Raw genomic sequence first — 18,396 nt, 5'->3', positions numbered from 1 at the left:
ACCTCCCTGGGGATGGTGACCTGCCGCCGTCGTACTCTTTGGTGCTGTGGCTCTTCGGACCTAGAGGGTCGCGAAGACCTCGCGCAGGAGCTTGGCGGTCTCGGACGGCGTCTTGCCGACCTTGACGCCGGCAGCCTCGAGGGCTTCCTTCTTGGCCTGTGCGGTACCCGCGGAACCCGAGACGATGGCGCCTGCGTGGCCCATGGTCTTGCCTTCCGGAGCGGTGAAGCCTGCCACGTAGCCGACAACCGGCTTGGTGACGTGCGCCTTGATGTAGTCGGCGGCACGTTCCTCGGCGTCGCCGCCGATTTCGCCGATCATGACGATCGCCTTGGTCTCCGGGTCCGCTTCGAACGCCTCGAGGGCATCGATGTGGGTGGTGCCGATGACCGGGTCGCCGCCGATGCCGATAGCGGTGGAGAACCCAAGGTCGCGCAGTTCGTACATCATCTGGTAGGTCAAGGTGCCCGACTTGGAGACGAGGCCGATGGGGCCCTTGCCCGTGATGTTGGCCGGGGTGATGCCGACGAGGGCTTCACCTGGGGTGATGATGCCGGGGCAGTTCGGTCCGATGATGCGGGTGACCTGCTTGCCGTTGGCATCGACCTTGGACTGGGCAAGTGCCCAGAACTCGGCGGAATCCTGGACCGGGACGCCTTCGGTGATGACGACGACCAGGCCGATGCCGGCCTCGATGGCTTCGACGACGGCGTCCTTGGTGAAGGCCGGCGGGACGAAGACGATGGACACGTCAGCGCCGGTCTCGGCCATCGCTTCCTTGACCGTGCCGAAGACGGTGATCTCGGCGTCGCCGTGCAGGACGGTGGTGCCGGCCTTACGGGCGTTGACGCCGCCAACAACGTTGGTGCCGGCCTTCAGCATCAGGGCGGTGTGCTTGGTGCCTTCGCCGCCGGTGATGCCCTGGACGATGACCTTGGAGTCCTTGTTCAGATAAATAGACATAGTCGGGTCCCTTTACTTCGCTGCGTTGGCGAGCTCGGCAGCCTTGTCGGCGCCCTCGTCCATGGTGGCGGCCAGGGTAACCAGCGGGTGGTTGGCCTCGGCCAGGATGCGGCGGCCTTCCTCAACGTTGTTGCCGTCGAGGCGGACTACCAGCGGCTTGTTCGCGGAGGAGCCCAGCTCGGCCAGCGCACCGACGATGCCCTTGGCGACGGCGTCACAGGCGGTGATGCCGCCGAAGACGTTGACGAAGACGGACTTGACCTGCGGGTCGCCCAGGATGACGTCGAGGCCTGCAGCCATGACCTCGGCGGAAGCTCCACCGCCGATGTCCAGGAAGTTGGCGGGCTTGACGTTGCCGTGGTTCTCGCCGGCGTAAGCAACGACGTCGAGCGTGGACATGACCAGGCCGGCACCGTTACCGATGATGCCGACTTCGCCGTCCAGCTTGACGTAGTTGAGGTCCTGCGCCTTGGCCTTGGCCTCGAGCGGGTCAGCAGCGTCCTTGTCTTCAAGGTGCGCGTGCTTGGGGTGGCGGAAGTCGGCGTTCTCGTCGAGGGAGACCTTGCCGTCCAGCGCGACGACGTCGCCCGCGCCGGTCAGGACCAGCGGGTTGACCTCCACGAGGGTGGCGTCTTCCTTCTTGAAAACGTCCCAGAGCTTCAGGATGACGCCGGCGACCTTGCCGCGCAGTTCCTCGGCGAAGCCTGCAGCGGCGACGATTTCGTCAGCCTTGGCCTGGTCGATGCCGACGGCCGGGTCGATCGCGATCTTGGCAAGGGCTTCGGGCCGCTCAACGGCGAGCTGCTCGATTTCCATGCCGCCTTCAACCGAGCACATGGCCAGATAGTTGCGGTTTGCCCGGTCCAGCAGGACCGAGAAGTAGTATTCCTCGGCGATGTCCGCACCCTGGGCAATCATGACCCGGTGGACGGTGTGGCCCTTGATGTCCATGCCGAGGATGTTGGTGGAGTGTTCAAACGCCTCGTCGGCGGTCTTGGCGACCTTGACGCCGCCGGCTTTGCCGCGGCCTCCGGCCTTGACCTGCGCCTTTACGACAGTAACGCCGCCGATTTTCTCGGCAGCTGCCTTTGCTTCTTCAGGGGTGTGCGCCACGATGCCAGCAAGCACGGGTACACCGTGCGCCTCGAACATATCGCGCGCCTGATATTCAAACAGGTCCACGGGTTTGTGTCCTTCTACGTCGAAGTAGTTTCTGTACAGCCGGACCCCACGTTCTCGCGGTTACCGGGCTGCGGAATAAACGCACCCTGCGACAGGCTTGGAAACGAGCCACACGGCGCAATGCTCCTCTTTCGAACTTTAGCCCTTTCTTTCGAGGAGCCCGTTCCAGAGTACCGGTTATGTGAGTAAGGACACTATTCTATGGAACGTAGAAAAACCGCTAGATTACGGGGTTTTTGGGGCCTCTGAAGGCGTCTGCGGGCCGGTTTCAGGCGCCGCAGATTGGTTCGTAACGCTCGCGTCCGGACCGAGGACAGCGCCTGCCGGGACGTTTCCGCACGCGGCAGGGCCGTCAGCAGCCGCGCGGGGTGGCGGCGGGACGGGCGGCTACACGTCGATTTTGGTCAGCGGCGCGTAGCGCAGCAGCAGCCGCTTCTCGCCGATGTCGAACTTCACCTTGGCCACCGTCTTGTCGCCCGCACCTTCGACGGCCAGGACGGTCCCGTTGCCGAAGCTCGTGTGGTTGACCTTGTCCCCTACGCTGACGGCAACAATTTCCTTCTGCGGTTGCACCCGGTTCTTGGCGATCGCGGCCGGGACGTCGGCGTTGAAGCCCGCGGACGGGCTGGCCTCCGCGCCGCGGGCGGTGCCGGCGCCCCAGAACGATCCACCGTAACGGCTCGAACCGATGGAGGCGCCGTTCCCCCAGCCGCCGCTCTGCCGGGTGGAGCCTTCCCGCTTCCACTCCACGAGCTCGGCCGGGATCTCCTCAATGAACTGGCTGGCCGGGTTGTACTGGCTTTGGCCCCACATGCTGCGCACCTCGGAGCGGGTCAGGTACAGGCGCTTCCGGGCCCGGGTCAGGCCGACGTAGGCCAGCCGGCGCTCCTCCGCCAGTTCCTTCGGGTCGGTGGCGGAGCGCTGGTGCGGGAACAGCCCATGCTCCATACCGGTCAGGAACACCACCGGGAACTCCAGGCCCTTGGCTGTGTGCAAGGTCATCAGGGTGACGACGCCGAGCCGCTTGGCCTCGGCGACGGCGGCCGCCAGGTCTTCGGCGTCACCGCCAGGGGCGTCCGGGATCTGGTCAGCGTCGGCCACGAGGGAGACCTGCTCCAGGAACGCGCCCAACGATCCTTCCGGGTTGTCCCGTTCGTATTCACGGACGACGGCGACGAGCTCAGCGAGGTTCTCCACCCGCGACTCGTCCTGCGGGTCGGTGCTGGAGCGCAGCCCGGCGAGGTAGCCGGTCTGTTCCAGCACCGCTTCCAGCGCCGCAGCAGCCCCGGATCCGGTGGCCACCTCGGCAAGGTCGTCCAGCAGTTTCACGAAGCCGAGCACGGCGTTGACGGACCGGGTCGCCATCCCGGGCGCTTCCTCGGCGCGGCGGGCGGCGGCCATGAAGGAGATCCGGTCGCGCTGGGCGAGGGAGGCCACGGCGCCTTCGGCACGGTCTCCGATGCCGCGCTTGGGTTCGTTCAGGATCCGGCGCAGGTTGACGTCGTCGTCGGGGTTGACCAGCACCCGCAGGTAGGCGAGGGCGTCCTTGATTTCCTTGCGCTCATAGAAGCGCGTGCCGCCGACCACCTTGTAGGGCAGCCCCACGCGGACCAGGACGTCCTCGATCGAGCGGGACTGGGCGTTGGTGCGATAGAAGATCGCGACGTCGCCGGGGCGCAGATTGCCCTCGTCCTGCAACCGGTCGATTTCCTTGGCGATGAACTGGGCCTCATCGTGCTCGTTCTCGCCGACGTAACCGACGATCTTCTCGCCGTCGCCCTCCGCCGTCCAGAGCCTCTTCTCCGGGCGGTTCGGGTTGCGGGAGATCACCGAGTTCGCGGCGCTGAGGATGGTCTGGGTGGAGCGGTAGTTCTGTTCCAGCTTGATGGTCCGGGCGTCCGGATAGTCCTTTTCGAACTCCACGATGTTGCGGATGTCCGCACCCCGGAAGGCGTAGATGGACTGATCGGAATCGCCGACGACGGTCAGTTCGGCCGCGCCGGGGCCCTCGCCGACGATCTCGCGGACCAGGGCGTACTGGGCGTGGTTGGTGTCCTGGTATTCGTCGACCAGAACGTGCCGGAAGCGGCGCCGGTAGGAGTCGGCGAGCGCGGGGAAGGCCCGGAACATGTAGACGGTCTCGGCGATCAGGTCATCGAAGTCCATGGCGTTGGCCTGGCGAAGGCGCTGGGTGTAGCCCTTGAAGACCTCGGCGACGGCCTGTTCGAAGGGGTCGTTGTAGTTGGCGCTCGAAGCGTAGCTGTCGGCGTCGATGAGCTCGTTCTTGAGCGCGGAGATCTTGTGCTGGATGGCCTTGGGCGCGAACCGCTTGGGATCGAGGTCCAAGTTCTTGGCGACAAGCGTGATCAGCCGCAGCGAGTCCGCCGAGTCGTAGATGGAGAAGTTGGAGTTCAGGCCGACGTTCTTGGCCTCGCGCCGCAGGATCCGGACGCAGGATGAGTGGAAGGTGGAGATCCACATCGTCTTGGCACGGCCGCCGACCAGCAGTTCGATGCGCTCCCGCATTTCGGCGGCGGCCTTGTTGGTGAAGGTAATCGCGAGGATCTCGCCGTGGTGCGCGCGCCGGGTGGCGATGAGGTAGGCGATGCGGTTACTCAGGACGCGAGTCTTGCCCGAGCCCGCCCCGGCCACGATGAGCAGGGCCCCGCCGGCGTGCTTGACCGCTTCTTCCTGCTGCGGGTTCAGGCCTTCCAGGAGCTCGTCTGGGCCGGGGAGATGGGGCCGCTCCGGGTCCCCCGCGCTTCCGCTGCCGGAGCCGTTGGGCATCCAGCCGGCGCCGGAACCGACGGCTGCCGTGCCCGTTTCGGCGGAGGATTTAGTGGCCGTCGCCGTCCTGGAGGCAGCTTGGAAGGGTCCGTCGGCGAAAGGGTCAAACAACATATCCATGGTGTTAACAAGTCTAGGCGGTGCCACTGACAGCGGCGTCCGCCCCCTCGGGACATGCCCTCCGCTGGCCGCAGCCAGTGGACATGTGACCCCTATGTCCAGTCCTCGCAGCCAAGAATGAGCATGTCCCACGGGGGTAATGCCCAGGGCCCGCTGCAGGGCACATACCCCGCGGCGCGCCTTGCCACCCCTGGCCCGCTGCAGGGACCTGCCCCGCGGCGCGCCTGACCACGGATGAGCATGTTCCCCCCTGGCCCGCTGCACGGCACCTGCCCCGCGGCGCGCCTGGCCACGGATGAGCATGTTCCCCCCTGTGTGCAACCACTGGACATAGCGGCACTATGTCCATGCCCCGCTGCCAAAAATGGGCATGTCCCACGGGGCGGGGTGTGTTGAATGGCAGGTACTAGCCGACGGAGCCAGACTCGAGGGCGGCACGGAGCTCCCGCACCGCCGTCACCCCTCCCGCCATAAACCAGTCGAGCCCATTGACCCGGACGACGCCGGCCGCGCCGCCGGCCGCGAGGACGATCGCCTTCCCGGGAAGCCAGTCCCATTCCGGGCAGCTGTGCTGGAACCAGCAGCCCAGCTCTCCGTCGGCCACGCGGCTCAGGTCGCACGAGCCCGAGCCGAACATCCGCAGCGCCGCGGCGGATGTTGCAGCGGCGTGCCACGGCATGGCGCACATCGGATCCGCGAGCCAGCTGGGATGGATGTACGTGGCGGCTCCGAGTTCGGCGAGCGGAATGTCCGAGCGGCTGGGACCGTCGGCTCCACGGGGCCCGAAGCTGGTCAGTCGTTCGCCATTGAGCGTCGCGGCACGGGCGGTTCCGCCCAGCCAGAGCTTGTCCTCCTCCGGCTGGAAGACCGCGCCCAGCCGTACGCCGGTGGAGTCCTTCAACGCGATCGCCGAACACCAGTACGTCGACCCGTGCAGGAAGTTGTAGGTTCCGTCTACCGGATCGATAACCCAGGTGCGGCCGCTTGTGCCGGCCACGGAGGCGCCCTCCTCGCCGAGGATGCCGTCGTCCGGGCGGCAGCGTCGGAGCTGCTCCAACACGTAGGCCTCGGCGGCATGGTCTGCGGCAGTGACGACATCCGAAATTGACGTCTTCTGCCGGCTTTCCAGCCCGCCCTGCCGCATCAGCAGTGCCAGCTGCCCAGCTCCCCGCACGAGGGCTTCCGCCAGTTCATAGTCATCGAGTCCGGGGTCGAGATCCGCCGTACTGTGCCGGCCCAGCCGGTGTTTTCCTAGTTCGGTCACGCGTTCCAGCCTATCGGGCGGCCGGTGGCGGTGAACAGACAGCGCCGGCCTGGCCGCTGGGCCGGGCGATAATGGAGCCATGGCCAAGACTCCCGCACAGCGAATCAAGAAGCACGGCGCCAAAGCAGTCGTCCCACGGCATGAGCTGCCGCCGGTGATCAATCCCACCACCAGCCGGACGCCGCGGAAGGCGCAAAGCAACAGCAATCTGATCCTGATCGCCGGTGTCGTCGCCAGCCTGTTCCTGTTCTGGTACCTCCACCTGCTCACCCTGAACCAGCTCACCCAGCTCTCCGGCGGACTGGCCATGCCAGACTCCCTGATCGGAGGCTTCGACCGGGACTTCGCGGAGCAGTTGCGAACGGCAATGGATCAGGACGCCCGGGGGCAGCTCAACTACGTCCATAAGACTGCGGGCACGCTCTTCCCGCTGATCTTCGGCTTCAGCTGGCTGCTGCTGATCGGAACGAACGTAGCCCGAAAGCCCCTGCGTTGGGCGCTCTGGGCCATTCCGTTGCTCTTTGCCGCCGTGCGGCTCTGGGGCAATGCGGCCATCGACGCCATGATGTCCGCCGAGACGGTCGACGCCGGCCAAGTGGCTCTCGCGTCCGGGCTCACGGTGGCCGGTTGGGTGCTGCTGGTGCTCAGCCTCCTGGCCGGAGCCGCCGCGGTGTTTCTGGGCAGGAAATCCTCCTCGCCCGCAACCCGAACCGCGGGACACGCCGAGCCCTAATCCCAACCACCACGGGACATGCCCAGCCCTCGCCGTGACCAGTTCATCGCGACCACTGGACATGCGCAGCCCTCGTGGCCACCACGGGACATGCCCACTCCTGGTCGCAACCACGCGACATAATCCCATCATGTCCATCCGTAGCAGGACCCGGAGAGCATGTCCCTCGGGGAGGCTCAGGCGTCAGCTGCCAGGAACCCCCGGGCCAGTTCGGCACGCTGCTGGGCGCCTGCCCTGTCGAAGTGCTCCGCGGCCTCCAACAGGTGTCGCTCAGCTGCAGGAGCATCACCCAGGGCCTTGTACGCCCGACCCAGCAGGAGGCACGACTCCCCCATTGTCTGCGGTGGGAGGACGTCATCGTTGCTGCACAAGCCGTCCAGCAGCTCGATCGCCCCTGCCGGGTCTCCGGCCAGATAATTCCAGTGGCCGCGGTTCAGCTTGAGCAGCAGGATGTTTTCTTCGCTGCCGCCTATGACGTCGGTGGCCAGTTCGGCCCGTTCGATGCAGCGGAGCGTGGCTGCGTCGGCCACATCTGCGGCGAGCCTCATGGCCGCGGAAGCGTTGTTGAATTTTGCCCACACATCAAGGTTTCGTGCGGGAGAAAAAGTAGCTGCGGCAAGCTCGTGGTATTCGAGGCCGGCGTCGACTCTGCTGCTCAGGAACGCGGCGTTTCCGATGGCCCAATAGGCCTTACCCAGCAACTGATCATCGACTTCAACCGAGATAATCTCTGCGAGATGAAGGCTCTCGGTCCACGCCTCATCAAGCCGGCCGCTCTCGCCCAGGGCTGCGATCAAAGCCAGGCGGGCCGTGACACTGATTTCAATGTCGGCCTCTTCCGTCATTAGCTCCGCTGCCGCCCGTGCCTCGTCCGCGGCCCTTTCGAGAAGACCGGCCCCTTGCCACGCTTTGGACAGAAGAATGCGCACCCTGGCCTGCAGCTGCAACCCGGCGGGCAGCGGCTCGCGGATCAGCGCTTCGGCAACTTCCGCGCATGCCTCGAACTGTCCGGCCGCCAAAAGACTTTCGGCCCGGAAGAACGTCATATTCCACCACGACTCGGGGTCGCCGTCATTCCGGGCGATCTCCGCGGCGCTGCCAGCGCTGGCGGCGGCGTCGCCGAAATCGTGGCTTGCCCACAGATCGCGGGCGCGTAGTTCTGCGGCGACGTAGGCGGGCGAGACGGAGTCTTGTTGCATGATTCAATTATCCGTTGCCGCGGAAGTGGAAATGAACACAGCGCACAAGCAGTACCCGCGCAGGGTTGGCGCAGGATCGGCGCAGTTAAGCCCCGTTGGCACAGGCTTCTGAATTCGCGCGCCAACTCTTAACCGCTGGCGCACTTGAGCTTCTATACTGATCTCGCATCACATGGGTCACATCAGCCACGTACGTATCAGGAGCTATTATATGAAGAAATCTATCGCGATCCTCCTCGTCGCCGGCGCGGTGGCTGTCACAGGTGTTTCCGCCACGGCCGCCGTTTCGGCATCCGCCGGTAGCGCCGACAACACTTCAGTTGCTGCTCCGGGCTGGTGGCCGGACGCCAAGCTGCTGGCCGCTCCGGGCTGGTGGCCGGACGCCAAGCCGCAGGCCCGTCCGGGCTGGTGGCCGGACGCCAAGCCCCAGGCAGCTCCCGGTTGGTGGCCGGACGCCAAGCCGCGCGTCTAGTCTCGGGCATTGGCTTAGCGGTGGGTGTCGGAATCACTTCCGGCACCCACCGCTTTTTTGTGCCTTGCGCTAGTCCCCTTGGCCGATCATCTCGGCGAGTTTGGCGGCAGGCGCGGGCCGGCCAAAGTAGTAGCCCTGGCCGCTGGCACAGCCTAGCCGCACCAGCTCTGCGGCTTGTTCCGCCGTCTCGATGCCTTCGGCGACGGCCTTGAGGCCGCAGGCGTGGATAAGGTGCAGGACTGCTTCGACGAAGTTCCCCTGTTGCTCGTCGGCGCCCAGCCCTTCAATCAGACTGCGGTCGATCTTGACGACGTTGACGGGCAGCTTGCGGAGGTAGCTGATGGAGGAGTAGCCGGTGCCGAAGTCGTCGATTTCCAGCTGGACGCCGAGCCGGCGCAGCCCACTCAGGGAGTATTTGTCCACGTCGCCGCCGTTGACAGCCATCGACTCCGTCAGTTCGACGATGAGATTCGCCGCGTCAACGCCGGTTTCACGGAGGATGTCGCGGACGTGTTCGATCAGGTCGAGGTTTTGCAGTTCAGTGGTCGAGATGTTGACTCGGACGTTGAAACTGGGATCCAATTTCAACTCCCGCTGCCAGTCCCGCAGCTGACGCACGGCATTCCGAAGGACCCAGTGGCCAAGATCCACGATCATGCCGGTCTCTTCGGCCAGCGGAATGAACTGGTCGGGCATGAGCAGTCCCCGGCTCGGGTGGTTCCAGCGCACAAGCGCCTCTACACCTTCGATCCGGCCGCTGGCGAGCTCCACCACCGGCTGGTAATGCAGGGTGAGCTGGTCCTGGAGGATTGCTTCGCGCATCTCAGTGATCATGACGCTCTGGAGCCGGCGCGCGTACAGCAGGGCGGGTTCGAACACCTTGATGCTGCCGTTCGGCTGGGCCTTGGCCGCATACATGGCGGTATCGGCTTCCATGACCAGGTCATCGACCGACTGCCCGGGCTCCGCAACCCGCAGTCCGATGCTCGTGCCGCAGGTGATTCGCAAGTCCCCGACGTCGAGGCTCTCACTAAGGGCCTTGAGGATTCTGTTGGCCACCCGCCGCGCCCGCACGAGGGTCGATTTGGGCAGCATGACGGCGAACTCGTCGCCGCCAAGGCGCGCGACGGTATCCGTCTCGCGTACGGAGTCCTGCAGCCTCCGGGCGATCACCCGGAGGACGTCGTCGCCCGCGCTGTGTCCCAGCGTGTCGTTGATGCCCTTGAACGAGTCCAGGTCGAGGATCAGCAGCGCCGGGGGCATCTCGCCCCGCGAGGTCTCTGCCAGGGCATGGCTCAACACGGAGTTGAGGGCAGTGCGGTTGGCCAGCTGCGTCAACGGGTCCGTGAGTGCCATCCGCTCGAGCTCAACCTGGGCATCACGCAACATCGCCGTGCGGCTCTCAACGCGCTGTTCGAGCTCTTGGTAGATGGTCTGCAGGTCGTCCGCCATGAGGTTGATACCGGCAATGACGGCAGCCACGTCGTCCCGTGCACCGGAGTGCGGGATCCTGGTGCTCAGGTCACCGCTGGCAATCCGGACTATGCCCTCTACAAGGGCGTGCAGTCTGGGGTCCGGAGGATCAGTGTTCACTCGCGTATTGCCCTAACCACTCGACTGCTTCGGCCTCGGACGTGAAAAACTGCGCTGGAATCGTCTCGGTTCTCGAGCGCAGCAGATAGTGGGCGATGACGCGGTCCACCGGACTTTCACCGACCAGGGCAAAGGCGGAGGCGGCAATGGAAGAGACGTAGACCTGCCGTGCCTCGACGCTGACTCCGACGACTCCGGTAAGGACAAGCATCACCGGCACGCGCCTGCCGTTGGCAAGGGCACGAACGGCCGCCCCGGCAATCCTCGCTTCGGTGCCGGCGATTTCCTCGTTGGGGGGCAGCGTGACTTGTACGATTCCGCTTTGGAGGGCGCGCACCCCGATCGGGGCGGCCACACCGGCGGCTCCCGCCGCGGCGGCTCCGGCCACACCGGCGGCTCCCGCCACATCGGCGGCTCCGGCCACACCGGCGATCCCCGCGACGCCGGCCATCACCGCTCCGGCCACTGCGACGCCGGTGATTGCTTCGGGACCTGGAGCCGGGGAAGGCAGGGGTGCGGTGGCCGCCGGCAGATCTTCGGGGAGCCGTTCGTCGGGCGCGGTAAGGGCTTCAACTGTCATCGGACTGCAGTCCCACGGCGTCGGTCCCCGAAGGCAGTCGCTGCATATGGACGCGGCGAGGCTAGCTGATCAAACATTCGTCCCCATAGACTACGAAATCGGCAACCCGGCATGCGCTAGAGACTGCTCGCGCACGAGCCACCGGAACTTTCCGGTGAGTGCCCTCATGATAATGCAAGCCCACGCAGTTATGAGACATAAGACACCAAACTTTGCGCGCTGGGCTCCTTTGCGCGCGCTGGGCTCCGTTGCGCGCGCTGGGCCCCGCTACGCACCGGCGGCCCCGCTCCGCACGCGCTGCCGCGCAACGGCCGCGCTCCGGGCCCGCTGGGCGACCACCAGGCCGGCTGCAGCCATGCCGACGGTGATCGGGTATCCCATTAGCCGTTCGAGGGTGCCCGGCTCCGGTACGGCCATCGCGGTAACCCCCGCCGTGATGACCGCGCCCAGGGACACCACACCGCAGACCAGGATGAACCAGCCCAGCGCAGTTTGCCGGACCCAGAGCCAGCCCAGGACCAGCAGGGCCAGCGCTCCTGCCACGAAGTACATCACTGCCCCGGCGCCATGCCAGCCGGACCCGGCATCCTCCGGAACGAGGCCCACAATGACGGTGCCCGCCCCGGCGGTGAAACTGAGCAGGCGTGCGGCCAGCGCGGTGCCCGACGGCGAGCGCCGGCCCGGGCGCAACCGGATCCGGACGCCCTCCCGCGCCGCAACGCACAGCAGGGCCGAGCTCAACAGCCAGGACCCAACCATCATCCCGATCCCCTGCACCACGAACGAGGCGTTCATCAGCAGGTGGGCCGGGGAGCATACGTTCCGGCCATCGAACACGCCGCACCCTGCGGCGCCGAGGTCGCTGATGAAGCCCGTCCGGCGGCTGTAGGGTTCCGGCCCGGCCCACGCTCCGATGACTGCCGCCTCGGCCACGAAATACTGCAGCACGCTGAGCAGGGCAAGGGCTCCGATGTAGAACCGTGTGGATGCCACATCCGGAATGTAGAGAAGGCCTTCCGGGGCGGCCGAGGATGGGGCTGTCATGCCAAGAGCGTAGTACGGGCCCTCACCTTGTATGCTTATATCCGTGTCCGACCGGGCCGGCCAGCGGCCGGCCAGCGACGACGCCCGCCCTCGTAGCTCAGTGGATAGAGCACGGCTCTCCTAAAGCCGGTGTCGTTGGTTCGATTCCAATCGAGGGCACTTGAATTCGCCAGCATCGGGCACCGCTCCGGACTTCGACCTCCGCGCCTATCTGCAGGGCAGCTGGAACGTGGAACGCACCCTGCTGGACCGGTCCACCGGCGCCCGCGGAAGCTTCATCGGGGCTGTGCGCTTCACTCCCCTAACCGGACCGGACGACGACGGCGCCCTACGCTTCCGTGAGGAAGGCACCGTTGTCTGGATGGTCGCCGGCGGCACGCCGTTCACCGCACCGGCCAGCCGGGAATACCTGCTGCGCCCCGACGGGACCCGCGCCACGATGGACATGTTCTTTCCCGACGGCCGCCCCTTCCACCGCATGGGGTTCGGCACGGACAGCAGCCACGCGCAGCACTGGTGCGATCCGGACAGCTACCGGGTCAGCTACACGCTGGTCGGACCCGACGAATTCCACTACCGCTGGGATGTCACCGGCCCGGCCAAGGACCAATTGCTCGAATCCGTGCTGCGCCGCGCTCCAGGCCAGGACGCGTGAACCCGCTCATCGTGATCTCCGCCGTCTGCGTCTTCGACGATGCCGGGCGCCTCCTGACCGTCCGGAAACGCGGCACGGACAAGTTCATGCATCCCGGCGGCAAGCCCGAGGCCGGCGAGAGCCCCGCCCAGACGGCGTCCCGCGAGCTCGAGGAAGAGGTGGGGATTGTGCTGGCGCCGGAGGCATTGGCGCTGCTGGGCATCTGGCTTGCCGACGCCGCCAACGAGGCCGCCACCCAGATCGAGGCCACGGTCTTCACCGCGCCCGGTGTCTGGAGCGCCCGGCCCTCCGCCGAGATCGCCGAGATCCGGTGGCTGGACCTGGCCGCCGAACTGCCGGACGATCTGGCCCCGCTGCTCACCGACCACGTGCTGCCCGCCCTCGCCGCGGACAGGACCTAGGCTCCGGCCCTGTGCCGGAGCCCGGCCTAGTGCTCCGGCACGGCCTCTTCGGCCACAGCAGTCGCCTCGGCGAACTGGGTCCGGTACAGCTCCGCGTAACGCCCGTCCGCGGCGAGCAGCTCGGTGTGGGTTCCCCGCTCCACAATGGCCCCGTCCTCCACCACCAGGATGGCGTCGGCGGCGCGGATCGTGGAGAGCCGGTGCGCGATCACGACGGCGGTGCGGCCTTCCAGTGCGGCCCCGAGGGCCTCCTGCACCGCGGCTTCGTTGGTGGAGTCCAGCGCGGCCGTGGCCTCGTCCAGGATCACCACGCGCGGCTGCGCGATCAGCAGGCGGGCGATGGTCAGGCGCTGCCGTTCACCGCCGGAGAGCCGGTAGCCGCGCTCCCCCACCACGGTGTCCAGGCCATCCGGGAGGGAGCGGATCATGTATTCAAGCCGGGCGCGGCGCAGCACGTCCCACATCTGCTCCTCGGTGGCGTCCGGGCGGGCCAGGCGCAGGTTGGAGGCGATGCTTTCGTGGAACAGGTGCCCGTCCTGCGTGACCATGCCGAGAGTCTGGCGCATTGAATCGAAGGTGAGGTCGCGGACGTCGACGCCGGTGCCGGGCCCGGTGCCGCCGAAGCGGACGGCGCCGGAATCGACGTCGTACAGCCGCGAAAGCAGCTGCGCGATGGTCGACTTGCCGGCGCCCGAGGAGCCAACCAGGGCCACGGTCTGCCCGGGCTCAACCCGGAAGCTGATGCCGTGCAGCACCTCTTCACCGCCGCGGGTGTCCAGCGTGGACACGTCCTCCAGCGAGGCAAGCGACACCTTGTCCGCGGAGGGGTAGGCGAAGCGGACGTCGTCGAACTCGACCGAGAGCGGGCCGGCAGGCGAGGCTACCGCGTCCGGCTTCTGCTGGATGAGCGGTTTGAGGTCCAGGATCTCAAAGACCCGTTCGAAGCTGACCAGGGCACTCATGATTTCCACCCGGGCGTTGGAGAGCGCCGTGAGCGGAGCGTAGAGGCGCGTCAGCAGCAGTGCCAGCACGACGACGTCGCCGGCCGCCAGCTGCCCGCCCAGGGCAAGCCAGCCGCCGAGGCCGTAGACCAGTGCGAGCGCCAGGGCGGAGACAAGCGTCAGGGCGGTCACGAACGTGAATTGCAGCATGGCGGTGCGCACACCGATATCCCGGACGCGGCCGGCGCGGACGGCGAATTCGCGGGATTCCTCGTCCGGGCGGCCGAAGAGCTTGACCAGGGTGGCGCCGGGGGCGGAGAACCGCTCCGTCATTTGGGTGCCCATGGCGGCGTTGTGCTCCGCGGCTTCGCGCCGCAGGTCCGCCAGCTTGGACCCCATCCGGCGGGCCGGGATCAGGAAGATCGGCAGCAGGATCATCGCGAGCACGGTGACGAGCCAGGACTTGCCGAGCATCACCACCAGCGTCAGGGCGAGCGCCACCACGTTGCTGACGACGCCGGACAGGGTGCCGGCAAACGCCGACTGCGCACCGATGACGTCGTTGTTCAGCCGGCTGACCAGGGCTCCGGTGCGGGTGCGGGTGAAGAAAGCAATCGGCATCTTCTGGACGTGGTCGAAGACCTTGGTGCGCAGGTCCACGATCACGCCCTCGCCGATGGTGGAGGAGAGCCAGCGCGTCACCAGCCCCAGCCCGGCTTCCGCGACCGCCACGATCGCGATCAGTACCGCGAGCCAGACCACGGTTCCGGTGTCCGCGCGGGCGATGATCGCATCGACCACCTGGCCGGCGAGAACCGGGGTGGCCACGGCCAGGACGGCCATCACAATCGACAGCAGCACGAAGGCGATCAGCTTGGCCTTGTGCGGACGGGCAAAGCTGAACACACGCTTGAGCGTTTCCTTCGAGAACGGCTTGGAGCCACTCGAGGCGCGCGTGATGTTGTAAAGGGAGCTCCAGGCCACCCGGTCCATGCTCATGGGTTATTGCCTTTCCGGGCGGTAGCGCGTCCGCCAAGGAGTCCGGGCGCGGTGTGCCCCAGAAGCTCGGTGACGACGCCGTTGTCCACGTGCCAGCGCCCGTCAAGGCGCACGTTTTCCAGCAGCCGGCGGTCGTGGGTGACCAGCAGCAGCGCGCCGTCGTAGCTGTCGAGGGCGTCCTCGAGCTGTTCGATCGCGGGCAGGTCAAGGTGGTTGGTGGGTTCGTCGGGGACCAGCAGGTTCACGCCGCGCGCCTGCAGCAGCGCCAGGGCGGCACGGGTGCGTTCCCCCGGCGAGAGCGAGTCGACCGGGCGGGAGGTGTGGTCGGCCTTGAGTCCGAACTTGGCCAGCAGGGTGCGGACTTCGGCCGGCGTCAGGTCCGTCAGCACGGCTTCGACGGCACCGCCGAGTGTCAGCGCACCGGCCAGCAGCCCGCGGGCCTGGTCGATCTCGCCCACGGCCACCGAGGCGCCCATGGAGGCCTCCCCGGAATCGGGCCGCTGAACGCCGAGCAGGAGCCGGAGCAGGGTGGATTTGCCGGCCCCGTTGGGACCTGTGATGCCGATGCGTTCAGCCGCGTTCAGCTGCAGGTTCACCGGTCCCAGGGTGAAGTCGCCCTGCCGCGCGACGGCGTCGCGCAGCGTCGACACGACGGCGCTGGACCGCGGGGCCTGGCCGATGCTGAACTGCAGCTGCCACTCCTTGCGGGGCTCTTCGACTTCTTCGAGCCGGGCGATACGGGATTCCATCTGCCGGACCTTCTGGCCCTGCTTCTCCGAGGACTCGGTGCTGGCCGCACGCCGGATCTTGTCGTTGTCCGGGTTTTTCTTCATGGCGTTCCGGACGCCCTGGGAGCTCCATTCGCGCTGGGTCCGGGCCCGCGAGACGAGGTCCGCCTTGGTGTTTGCGTACTCCTCGAAGCGTTCCCGGGCGTGCCGGCGGGCGACGGCCCGTTCCTCCAGGTACGCCTCATACCCGCCGTCGTAGACCGCCACGGAGTTTTGGGCCAGGTCCAGCTCCACGATGGTGGTCACGCAGCGGGCAAGGAATTCGCGGTCGTGGGAGACCAGGACCACGCCGCCGCGCAGGCCCTGCACGAAGGCTTCGAGTTTGGCGAGGCCGTCCAGGTCCAGGTCGTTAGTGGGTTCGTCCAGGAGGACGATATCGAAGCGGCTCAGCAGCAGGGCAGCCAACGCCACCCGGGCGGCCTGGCCGCCCGAGAGCCCGGTCATCCCGGCGTCCGGTCCCACATCGAGGCCGAGGTCGGCGAGAACCGGCGGGATGCGGTCTTCAAGGTCGGCGGCGCCGGACGCCATCCAGCGGTCGAAGGCCAGGGAGTAGGCGTCGTCGGACCCCGGGGCGCCCGAGCCGAGGGCCTCCGCGGTGGACTCCATTTCCAGGGTGGCCTGGGCGCAGCCGGTACGGCGGGCAATGTACCCGCCCACAGTCTCGCCGGCGACTCGTTCGTGTTCCTGCGGCAGCCAGCCCACGAAGGCGTCCGCGGGGGCCAGGCTGACGGTGCCCTCCTGGGGCGCGTCGACGCCGGCCAGCAGCCGGAGCAGGGTTGATTTACCCGCCCCGTTGGCGCCCACGACGCCGACGACGTCGCCCGGCGCGACGGTGAGGGAAAGTTTTGAGAAGAGGGTGCGGTGGTCGTGACCACCGGAAAGGTCTTTGGCAACAAGGGTTGCAGTCATTAGTACATCCTCTCACCGCGGCCCAAACCGGGCTCTGCAGGGGACATCCCCTAACGGCAATAAACGCCGGCTCCCGCGGCTGAATTCCGCCAGGCATGAAAGAACCCGCTGGTCCGGACTTGGGGGGTGTACGGACCAGCGGGTTCGACCATTTAGCATAGTTGAATCAGGTCCTCCCGTAAAATCCGCTCCGCAAGATCCCCTGCGCCAGCGCACTACCTTTGCCCCCCATCCGACCGACTCCGCAGGAAGCCGTAGATGCCTTTACCAGCCAAAGCGTTTCAACTCTGGCTTCATGGTGTTGCGCCGTCGGCAAGCACCGCGGATATCTGCAGGATCTCCGGCATCAAGCGGACCACCCTTGCCCAGCAACTGGTGCGCGGCAAAGTGGCGGAAACTACCCTTGTGAGCATCAGCCGGGCCTTGCGGCTCAGTCCCTTGGCGGCGTTGGGCTCCTTTGCGAACTACGCGGAACTTGCGGGCGAACCGCAGCCTCCCACCGCCGCCGAGCTCGTCAGCCAGATTGCCACGATGGACCTGCTGCGCGCCGTCATCGAGCGCTCCTCCCCCGCGCACGGAGGTGCCGGGGAAGCAGGCGCCGCGGACGGACAAGCCACCCCGCCCGCCCTCAGCGCAGCCCCGCACGCAACCTCGGTCAGGAACTGGGTTGACGCGATCGACGACGGCGAGCTGCGGCACCGGGTGTCAGCCGCCACCGGTGTTGCACCCCAGAACTATTCTGCGCAGTTGACCGCGAACCGGCTCGCCCCGGAACTGGCCGTCGCCACTGCCCGCGCGGCAGGCGTAGGATTCACCGGCGGACTCGTCGCAACCGGCTTGATCACCGAGGAAGAAGCGGGTTGGACTCCCGGGGCGAAGCAGTCAGCGCTGGACGCGCTCACGGATGGCGAACTCACGGCGCTGGCTGGAGAACGCCTGCAAACGCTTGGAAAGACCCTCCGCCGCCAGGAGCAGGAGCACGCACAGACAGAAAAGATTTGGGAGAACCTCGGATGATTGCCTTACTGCAATGGGTCACACTGGCGGTCTGCGGCATCGTGGCGCTCGCCCGCATCCCCAGCGCACTGCGGGGTGAGAACAGATCGCTGTTCTTCATCTTCGCGTTCATGACAGTGGCGACCCTGCTGAGCATCGAAGCGCCGTACCTCGCCATCGACCAGGTCCTGGGCGGCACCAACGTGGCCAACCTCATCCTGCGTTTCATCATCTTCGGCGCCATTCTTGCCCTTGGGCTTCGGCTTGCGCGCGGCTTCGGTGCGGACGACGCCCTGCGGCTGATTACCGGACGGGCGGGAATCGCCGTGTTGGCGGCGGCCTCGGCGGCCGTGCTGGTGGTTTTCCTGATGATGGATACCCACGGATCCTCCGCCGGACTGGCCGCGGTCTCCATCAAGGACGACCGCCACCAAGCGCTGGTGGAATATTACGGGGCAGCCGGACGCCTCTACCCCGCGTACGTGATGCTGACGCTGCTGCCGGCCATGCTTCGGACGGCCGCCGGCAAGCTGCCGCTCCTGGTGCGGTTCAGTGCGGGTCTCCTTGCCGTGGGGTCGGTTGCCGTCACCCTGAGCCTGCTGTCCCCGTTGATCCCGCCGGCGCTGGGATTCATTCGCTTTGTGGTGAACTACTCCGCGATTCTCTGCTTCGCTGTCGGCCTTGCCCTGATCTGGGTGGGGAAGATAGTGGCCAAGCGGGCGCCGAAGAAGCAGACTAGCCTCACGTGATAGCTACCGTGAGCTGAGCAG

Annotated in this window: 16 protein-coding genes and 1 tRNA gene; 7 read left to right on the top strand and 10 right to left on the bottom strand. The window is 66.8% G+C overall.

Annotated elements, in window-relative coordinates:
• Positions 1 to 60 precede the first annotated feature (60 nt).
• The 4 genes from sucD to OM977_RS03765 form a co-directional block, all read right to left on the bottom strand.
• The gene (sucD, locus tag OM977_RS03780) at positions 61 to 963 is read right to left on the bottom strand and encodes a succinate--CoA ligase subunit alpha (protein WP_028275595.1); all 903 of its coding nucleotides are present in this window, start codon (positions 961 to 963) and stop codon (positions 61 to 63) included.
• 12 nt (positions 964 to 975) lie between these two features.
• Positions 976 to 2,145: an ADP-forming succinate--CoA ligase subunit beta gene (gene sucC / locus OM977_RS03775; protein WP_264356208.1), complete on the bottom strand. Its 1,170-nt coding sequence runs from the start codon at positions 2,143 to 2,145 to the stop codon at positions 976 to 978.
• 387 nt (positions 2,146 to 2,532) lie between these two features.
• On the bottom strand, positions 2,533 to 5,046 hold the full coding sequence (pcrA, locus tag OM977_RS03770; protein WP_442960715.1) for a DNA helicase PcrA: 2,514 nt from the start codon (positions 5,044 to 5,046) through the stop codon (positions 2,533 to 2,535).
• Between the two features lie 412 nt (positions 5,047 to 5,458).
• Positions 5,459 to 6,316 carry an inositol monophosphatase family protein gene (locus OM977_RS03765; RefSeq protein WP_264356206.1) on the bottom strand — a complete coding sequence of 286 codons (858 nt, stop codon included), beginning with the start codon at positions 6,314 to 6,316 and terminating at the stop codon, positions 5,459 to 5,461.
• A 79-nt stretch (positions 6,317 to 6,395) separates the two neighbouring features.
• On the opposite strand from OM977_RS03765, the gene OM977_RS03760 reads away from it, so the two are divergent.
• Positions 6,396 to 7,049 (top strand): hypothetical protein, encoded by a 654-nt coding sequence (locus OM977_RS03760; RefSeq protein ID WP_264356205.1) that lies wholly within the window; start codon positions 6,396 to 6,398, stop codon positions 7,047 to 7,049.
• Positions 7,050 to 7,225: 176 nt separating this feature from the next.
• Here the strand turns inward: OM977_RS03760 and OM977_RS03755 are convergent, their stop codons facing one another.
• Complete coding sequence (locus OM977_RS03755; protein WP_264356204.1) at positions 7,226 to 8,248, bottom strand: hypothetical protein; 1,023 nt, start codon at positions 8,246 to 8,248, stop codon at positions 7,226 to 7,228.
• Positions 8,249 to 8,459: 211 nt separating this feature from the next.
• Between OM977_RS03755 and OM977_RS03750 the strand changes: the two genes are divergently transcribed.
• Positions 8,460 to 8,720 (top strand): hypothetical protein, encoded by a 261-nt coding sequence (locus tag OM977_RS03750; protein ID WP_264356203.1) that lies wholly within the window; start codon positions 8,460 to 8,462, stop codon positions 8,718 to 8,720.
• Positions 8,721 to 8,789: 69 nt separating this feature from the next.
• Here OM977_RS03750 and OM977_RS03745 read toward each other — a convergent pair whose 3' ends face one another.
• The 3 genes from OM977_RS03745 to OM977_RS03735 form a co-directional block, all read right to left on the bottom strand.
• A complete protein-coding gene (locus OM977_RS03745; RefSeq protein ID WP_264356202.1) occupies positions 8,790 to 10,313 on the bottom strand; it encodes a putative bifunctional diguanylate cyclase/phosphodiesterase in 1,524 nt (507 codons plus the stop codon).
• On the bottom strand, positions 10,303 to 10,893 hold the full coding sequence (locus tag OM977_RS03740; RefSeq protein ID WP_264356201.1) for a DUF7793 family protein: 591 nt from the start codon (positions 10,891 to 10,893) through the stop codon (positions 10,303 to 10,305). Before OM977_RS03740 ends, OM977_RS03745 begins: the two co-directional genes overlap by 11 nt.
• Before the next feature lie 267 nt (positions 10,894 to 11,160).
• Positions 11,161 to 11,937 carry a DUF998 domain-containing protein gene (locus OM977_RS03735; protein ID WP_264356200.1) on the bottom strand — a complete coding sequence of 259 codons (777 nt, stop codon included), beginning with the start codon at positions 11,935 to 11,937 and terminating at the stop codon, positions 11,161 to 11,163.
• 86 nt (positions 11,938 to 12,023) lie between these two features.
• Here OM977_RS03735 and OM977_RS03730 point away from each other — a divergent pair.
• From OM977_RS03730 to OM977_RS03720, 3 genes are all read left to right on the top strand, one after another.
• Positions 12,024 to 12,096 (top strand) — tRNA-Arg (locus OM977_RS03730).
• Position 12,097: 1 nt separating this feature from the next.
• A complete protein-coding gene (locus tag OM977_RS03725) occupies positions 12,098 to 12,592 on the top strand; it encodes a DUF6314 family protein (protein ID WP_264356199.1) in 495 nt (164 codons plus the stop codon).
• Complete coding sequence (locus OM977_RS03720) at positions 12,589 to 12,993, top strand: NUDIX hydrolase (protein ID WP_264356198.1); 405 nt, start codon at positions 12,589 to 12,591, stop codon at positions 12,991 to 12,993. Before OM977_RS03725 ends, OM977_RS03720 begins: the two co-directional genes overlap by 4 nt.
• A 26-nt stretch (positions 12,994 to 13,019) precedes the next feature.
• On the opposite strand, the gene OM977_RS03715 is transcribed toward OM977_RS03720, so the two are convergent.
• Entirely contained in the window at positions 13,020 to 14,933 is a 1,914-nt protein-coding gene (locus OM977_RS03715) for an ABC transporter ATP-binding protein (RefSeq protein WP_264356197.1), read from the bottom strand.
• Positions 14,930 to 16,630: an ABC-F family ATP-binding cassette domain-containing protein gene (locus OM977_RS03710; protein ID WP_264356196.1), complete on the bottom strand. Its 1,701-nt coding sequence runs from the start codon at positions 16,628 to 16,630 to the stop codon at positions 14,930 to 14,932. Before OM977_RS03710 ends, OM977_RS03715 begins: the two co-directional genes overlap by 4 nt.
• Before the next feature lie 258 nt (positions 16,631 to 16,888).
• Here OM977_RS03710 and OM977_RS03705 point away from each other — a divergent pair, with 258 nt between their 5' ends.
• A complete protein-coding gene (locus OM977_RS03705) occupies positions 16,889 to 17,647 on the top strand; it encodes a hypothetical protein (RefSeq protein ID WP_264356195.1) in 759 nt (252 codons plus the stop codon).
• Positions 17,644 to 18,375, top strand: coding sequence for a hypothetical protein (locus tag OM977_RS03700; protein WP_264356194.1), 732 nt, complete (start codon positions 17,644 to 17,646; stop codon positions 18,373 to 18,375). Before OM977_RS03705 ends, OM977_RS03700 begins: the two co-directional genes overlap by 4 nt.
• The last annotated feature ends 21 nt before the right edge of the window (positions 18,376 to 18,396 follow it).

Source organism: Pseudarthrobacter sp. MM222 (genome assembly GCF_947090775.1).
In the GTDB taxonomy this organism is placed as follows: Bacteria; Actinomycetota; Actinomycetes; order Actinomycetales; family Micrococcaceae; genus Arthrobacter.
The sequence above is the reverse complement of the archived record's forward strand: the minus strand, read 5'-3'. Positions and strand labels throughout refer to the sequence as shown.

Coding starts and splice junctions, on each gene's coding strand:
- sucD (WP_028275595.1), bottom strand. CDS start 963: ATGTCTATTTATCTGAACAAGGACTCCAAGGTCATCGTCCAGGGCATC.
- pcrA (WP_442960715.1), bottom strand. CDS start 5,046: ATGTTGTTTGACCCTTTCGCCGACGGACCCTTCCAAGCTGCCTCCAGG.
- OM977_RS03760 (WP_264356205.1), top strand. CDS start 6,396: ATGGCCAAGACTCCCGCACAGCGAATCAAGAAGCACGGCGCCAAAGCA.
- OM977_RS03755 (WP_264356204.1), bottom strand. CDS start 8,248: ATGCAACAAGACTCCGTCTCGCCCGCCTACGTCGCCGCAGAACTACGC.
- OM977_RS03750 (WP_264356203.1), top strand. CDS start 8,460: ATGAAGAAATCTATCGCGATCCTCCTCGTCGCCGGCGCGGTGGCTGTC.
- OM977_RS03740 (WP_264356201.1), bottom strand. CDS start 10,893: ATGACAGTTGAAGCCCTTACCGCGCCCGACGAACGGCTCCCCGAAGAT.
- OM977_RS03735 (WP_264356200.1), bottom strand. CDS start 11,937: ATGACAGCCCCATCCTCGGCCGCCCCGGAAGGCCTTCTCTACATTCCG.
- OM977_RS03715 (WP_264356197.1), bottom strand. CDS start 14,933: ATGAGCATGGACCGGGTGGCCTGGAGCTCCCTTTACAACATCACGCGC.
- OM977_RS03710 (WP_264356196.1), bottom strand. CDS start 16,630: ATGACTGCAACCCTTGTTGCCAAAGACCTTTCCGGTGGTCACGACCAC.
- OM977_RS03705 (WP_264356195.1), top strand. CDS start 16,889: ATGCCTTTACCAGCCAAAGCGTTTCAACTCTGGCTTCATGGTGTTGCG.
- OM977_RS03700 (WP_264356194.1), top strand. CDS start 17,644: ATGATTGCCTTACTGCAATGGGTCACACTGGCGGTCTGCGGCATCGTG.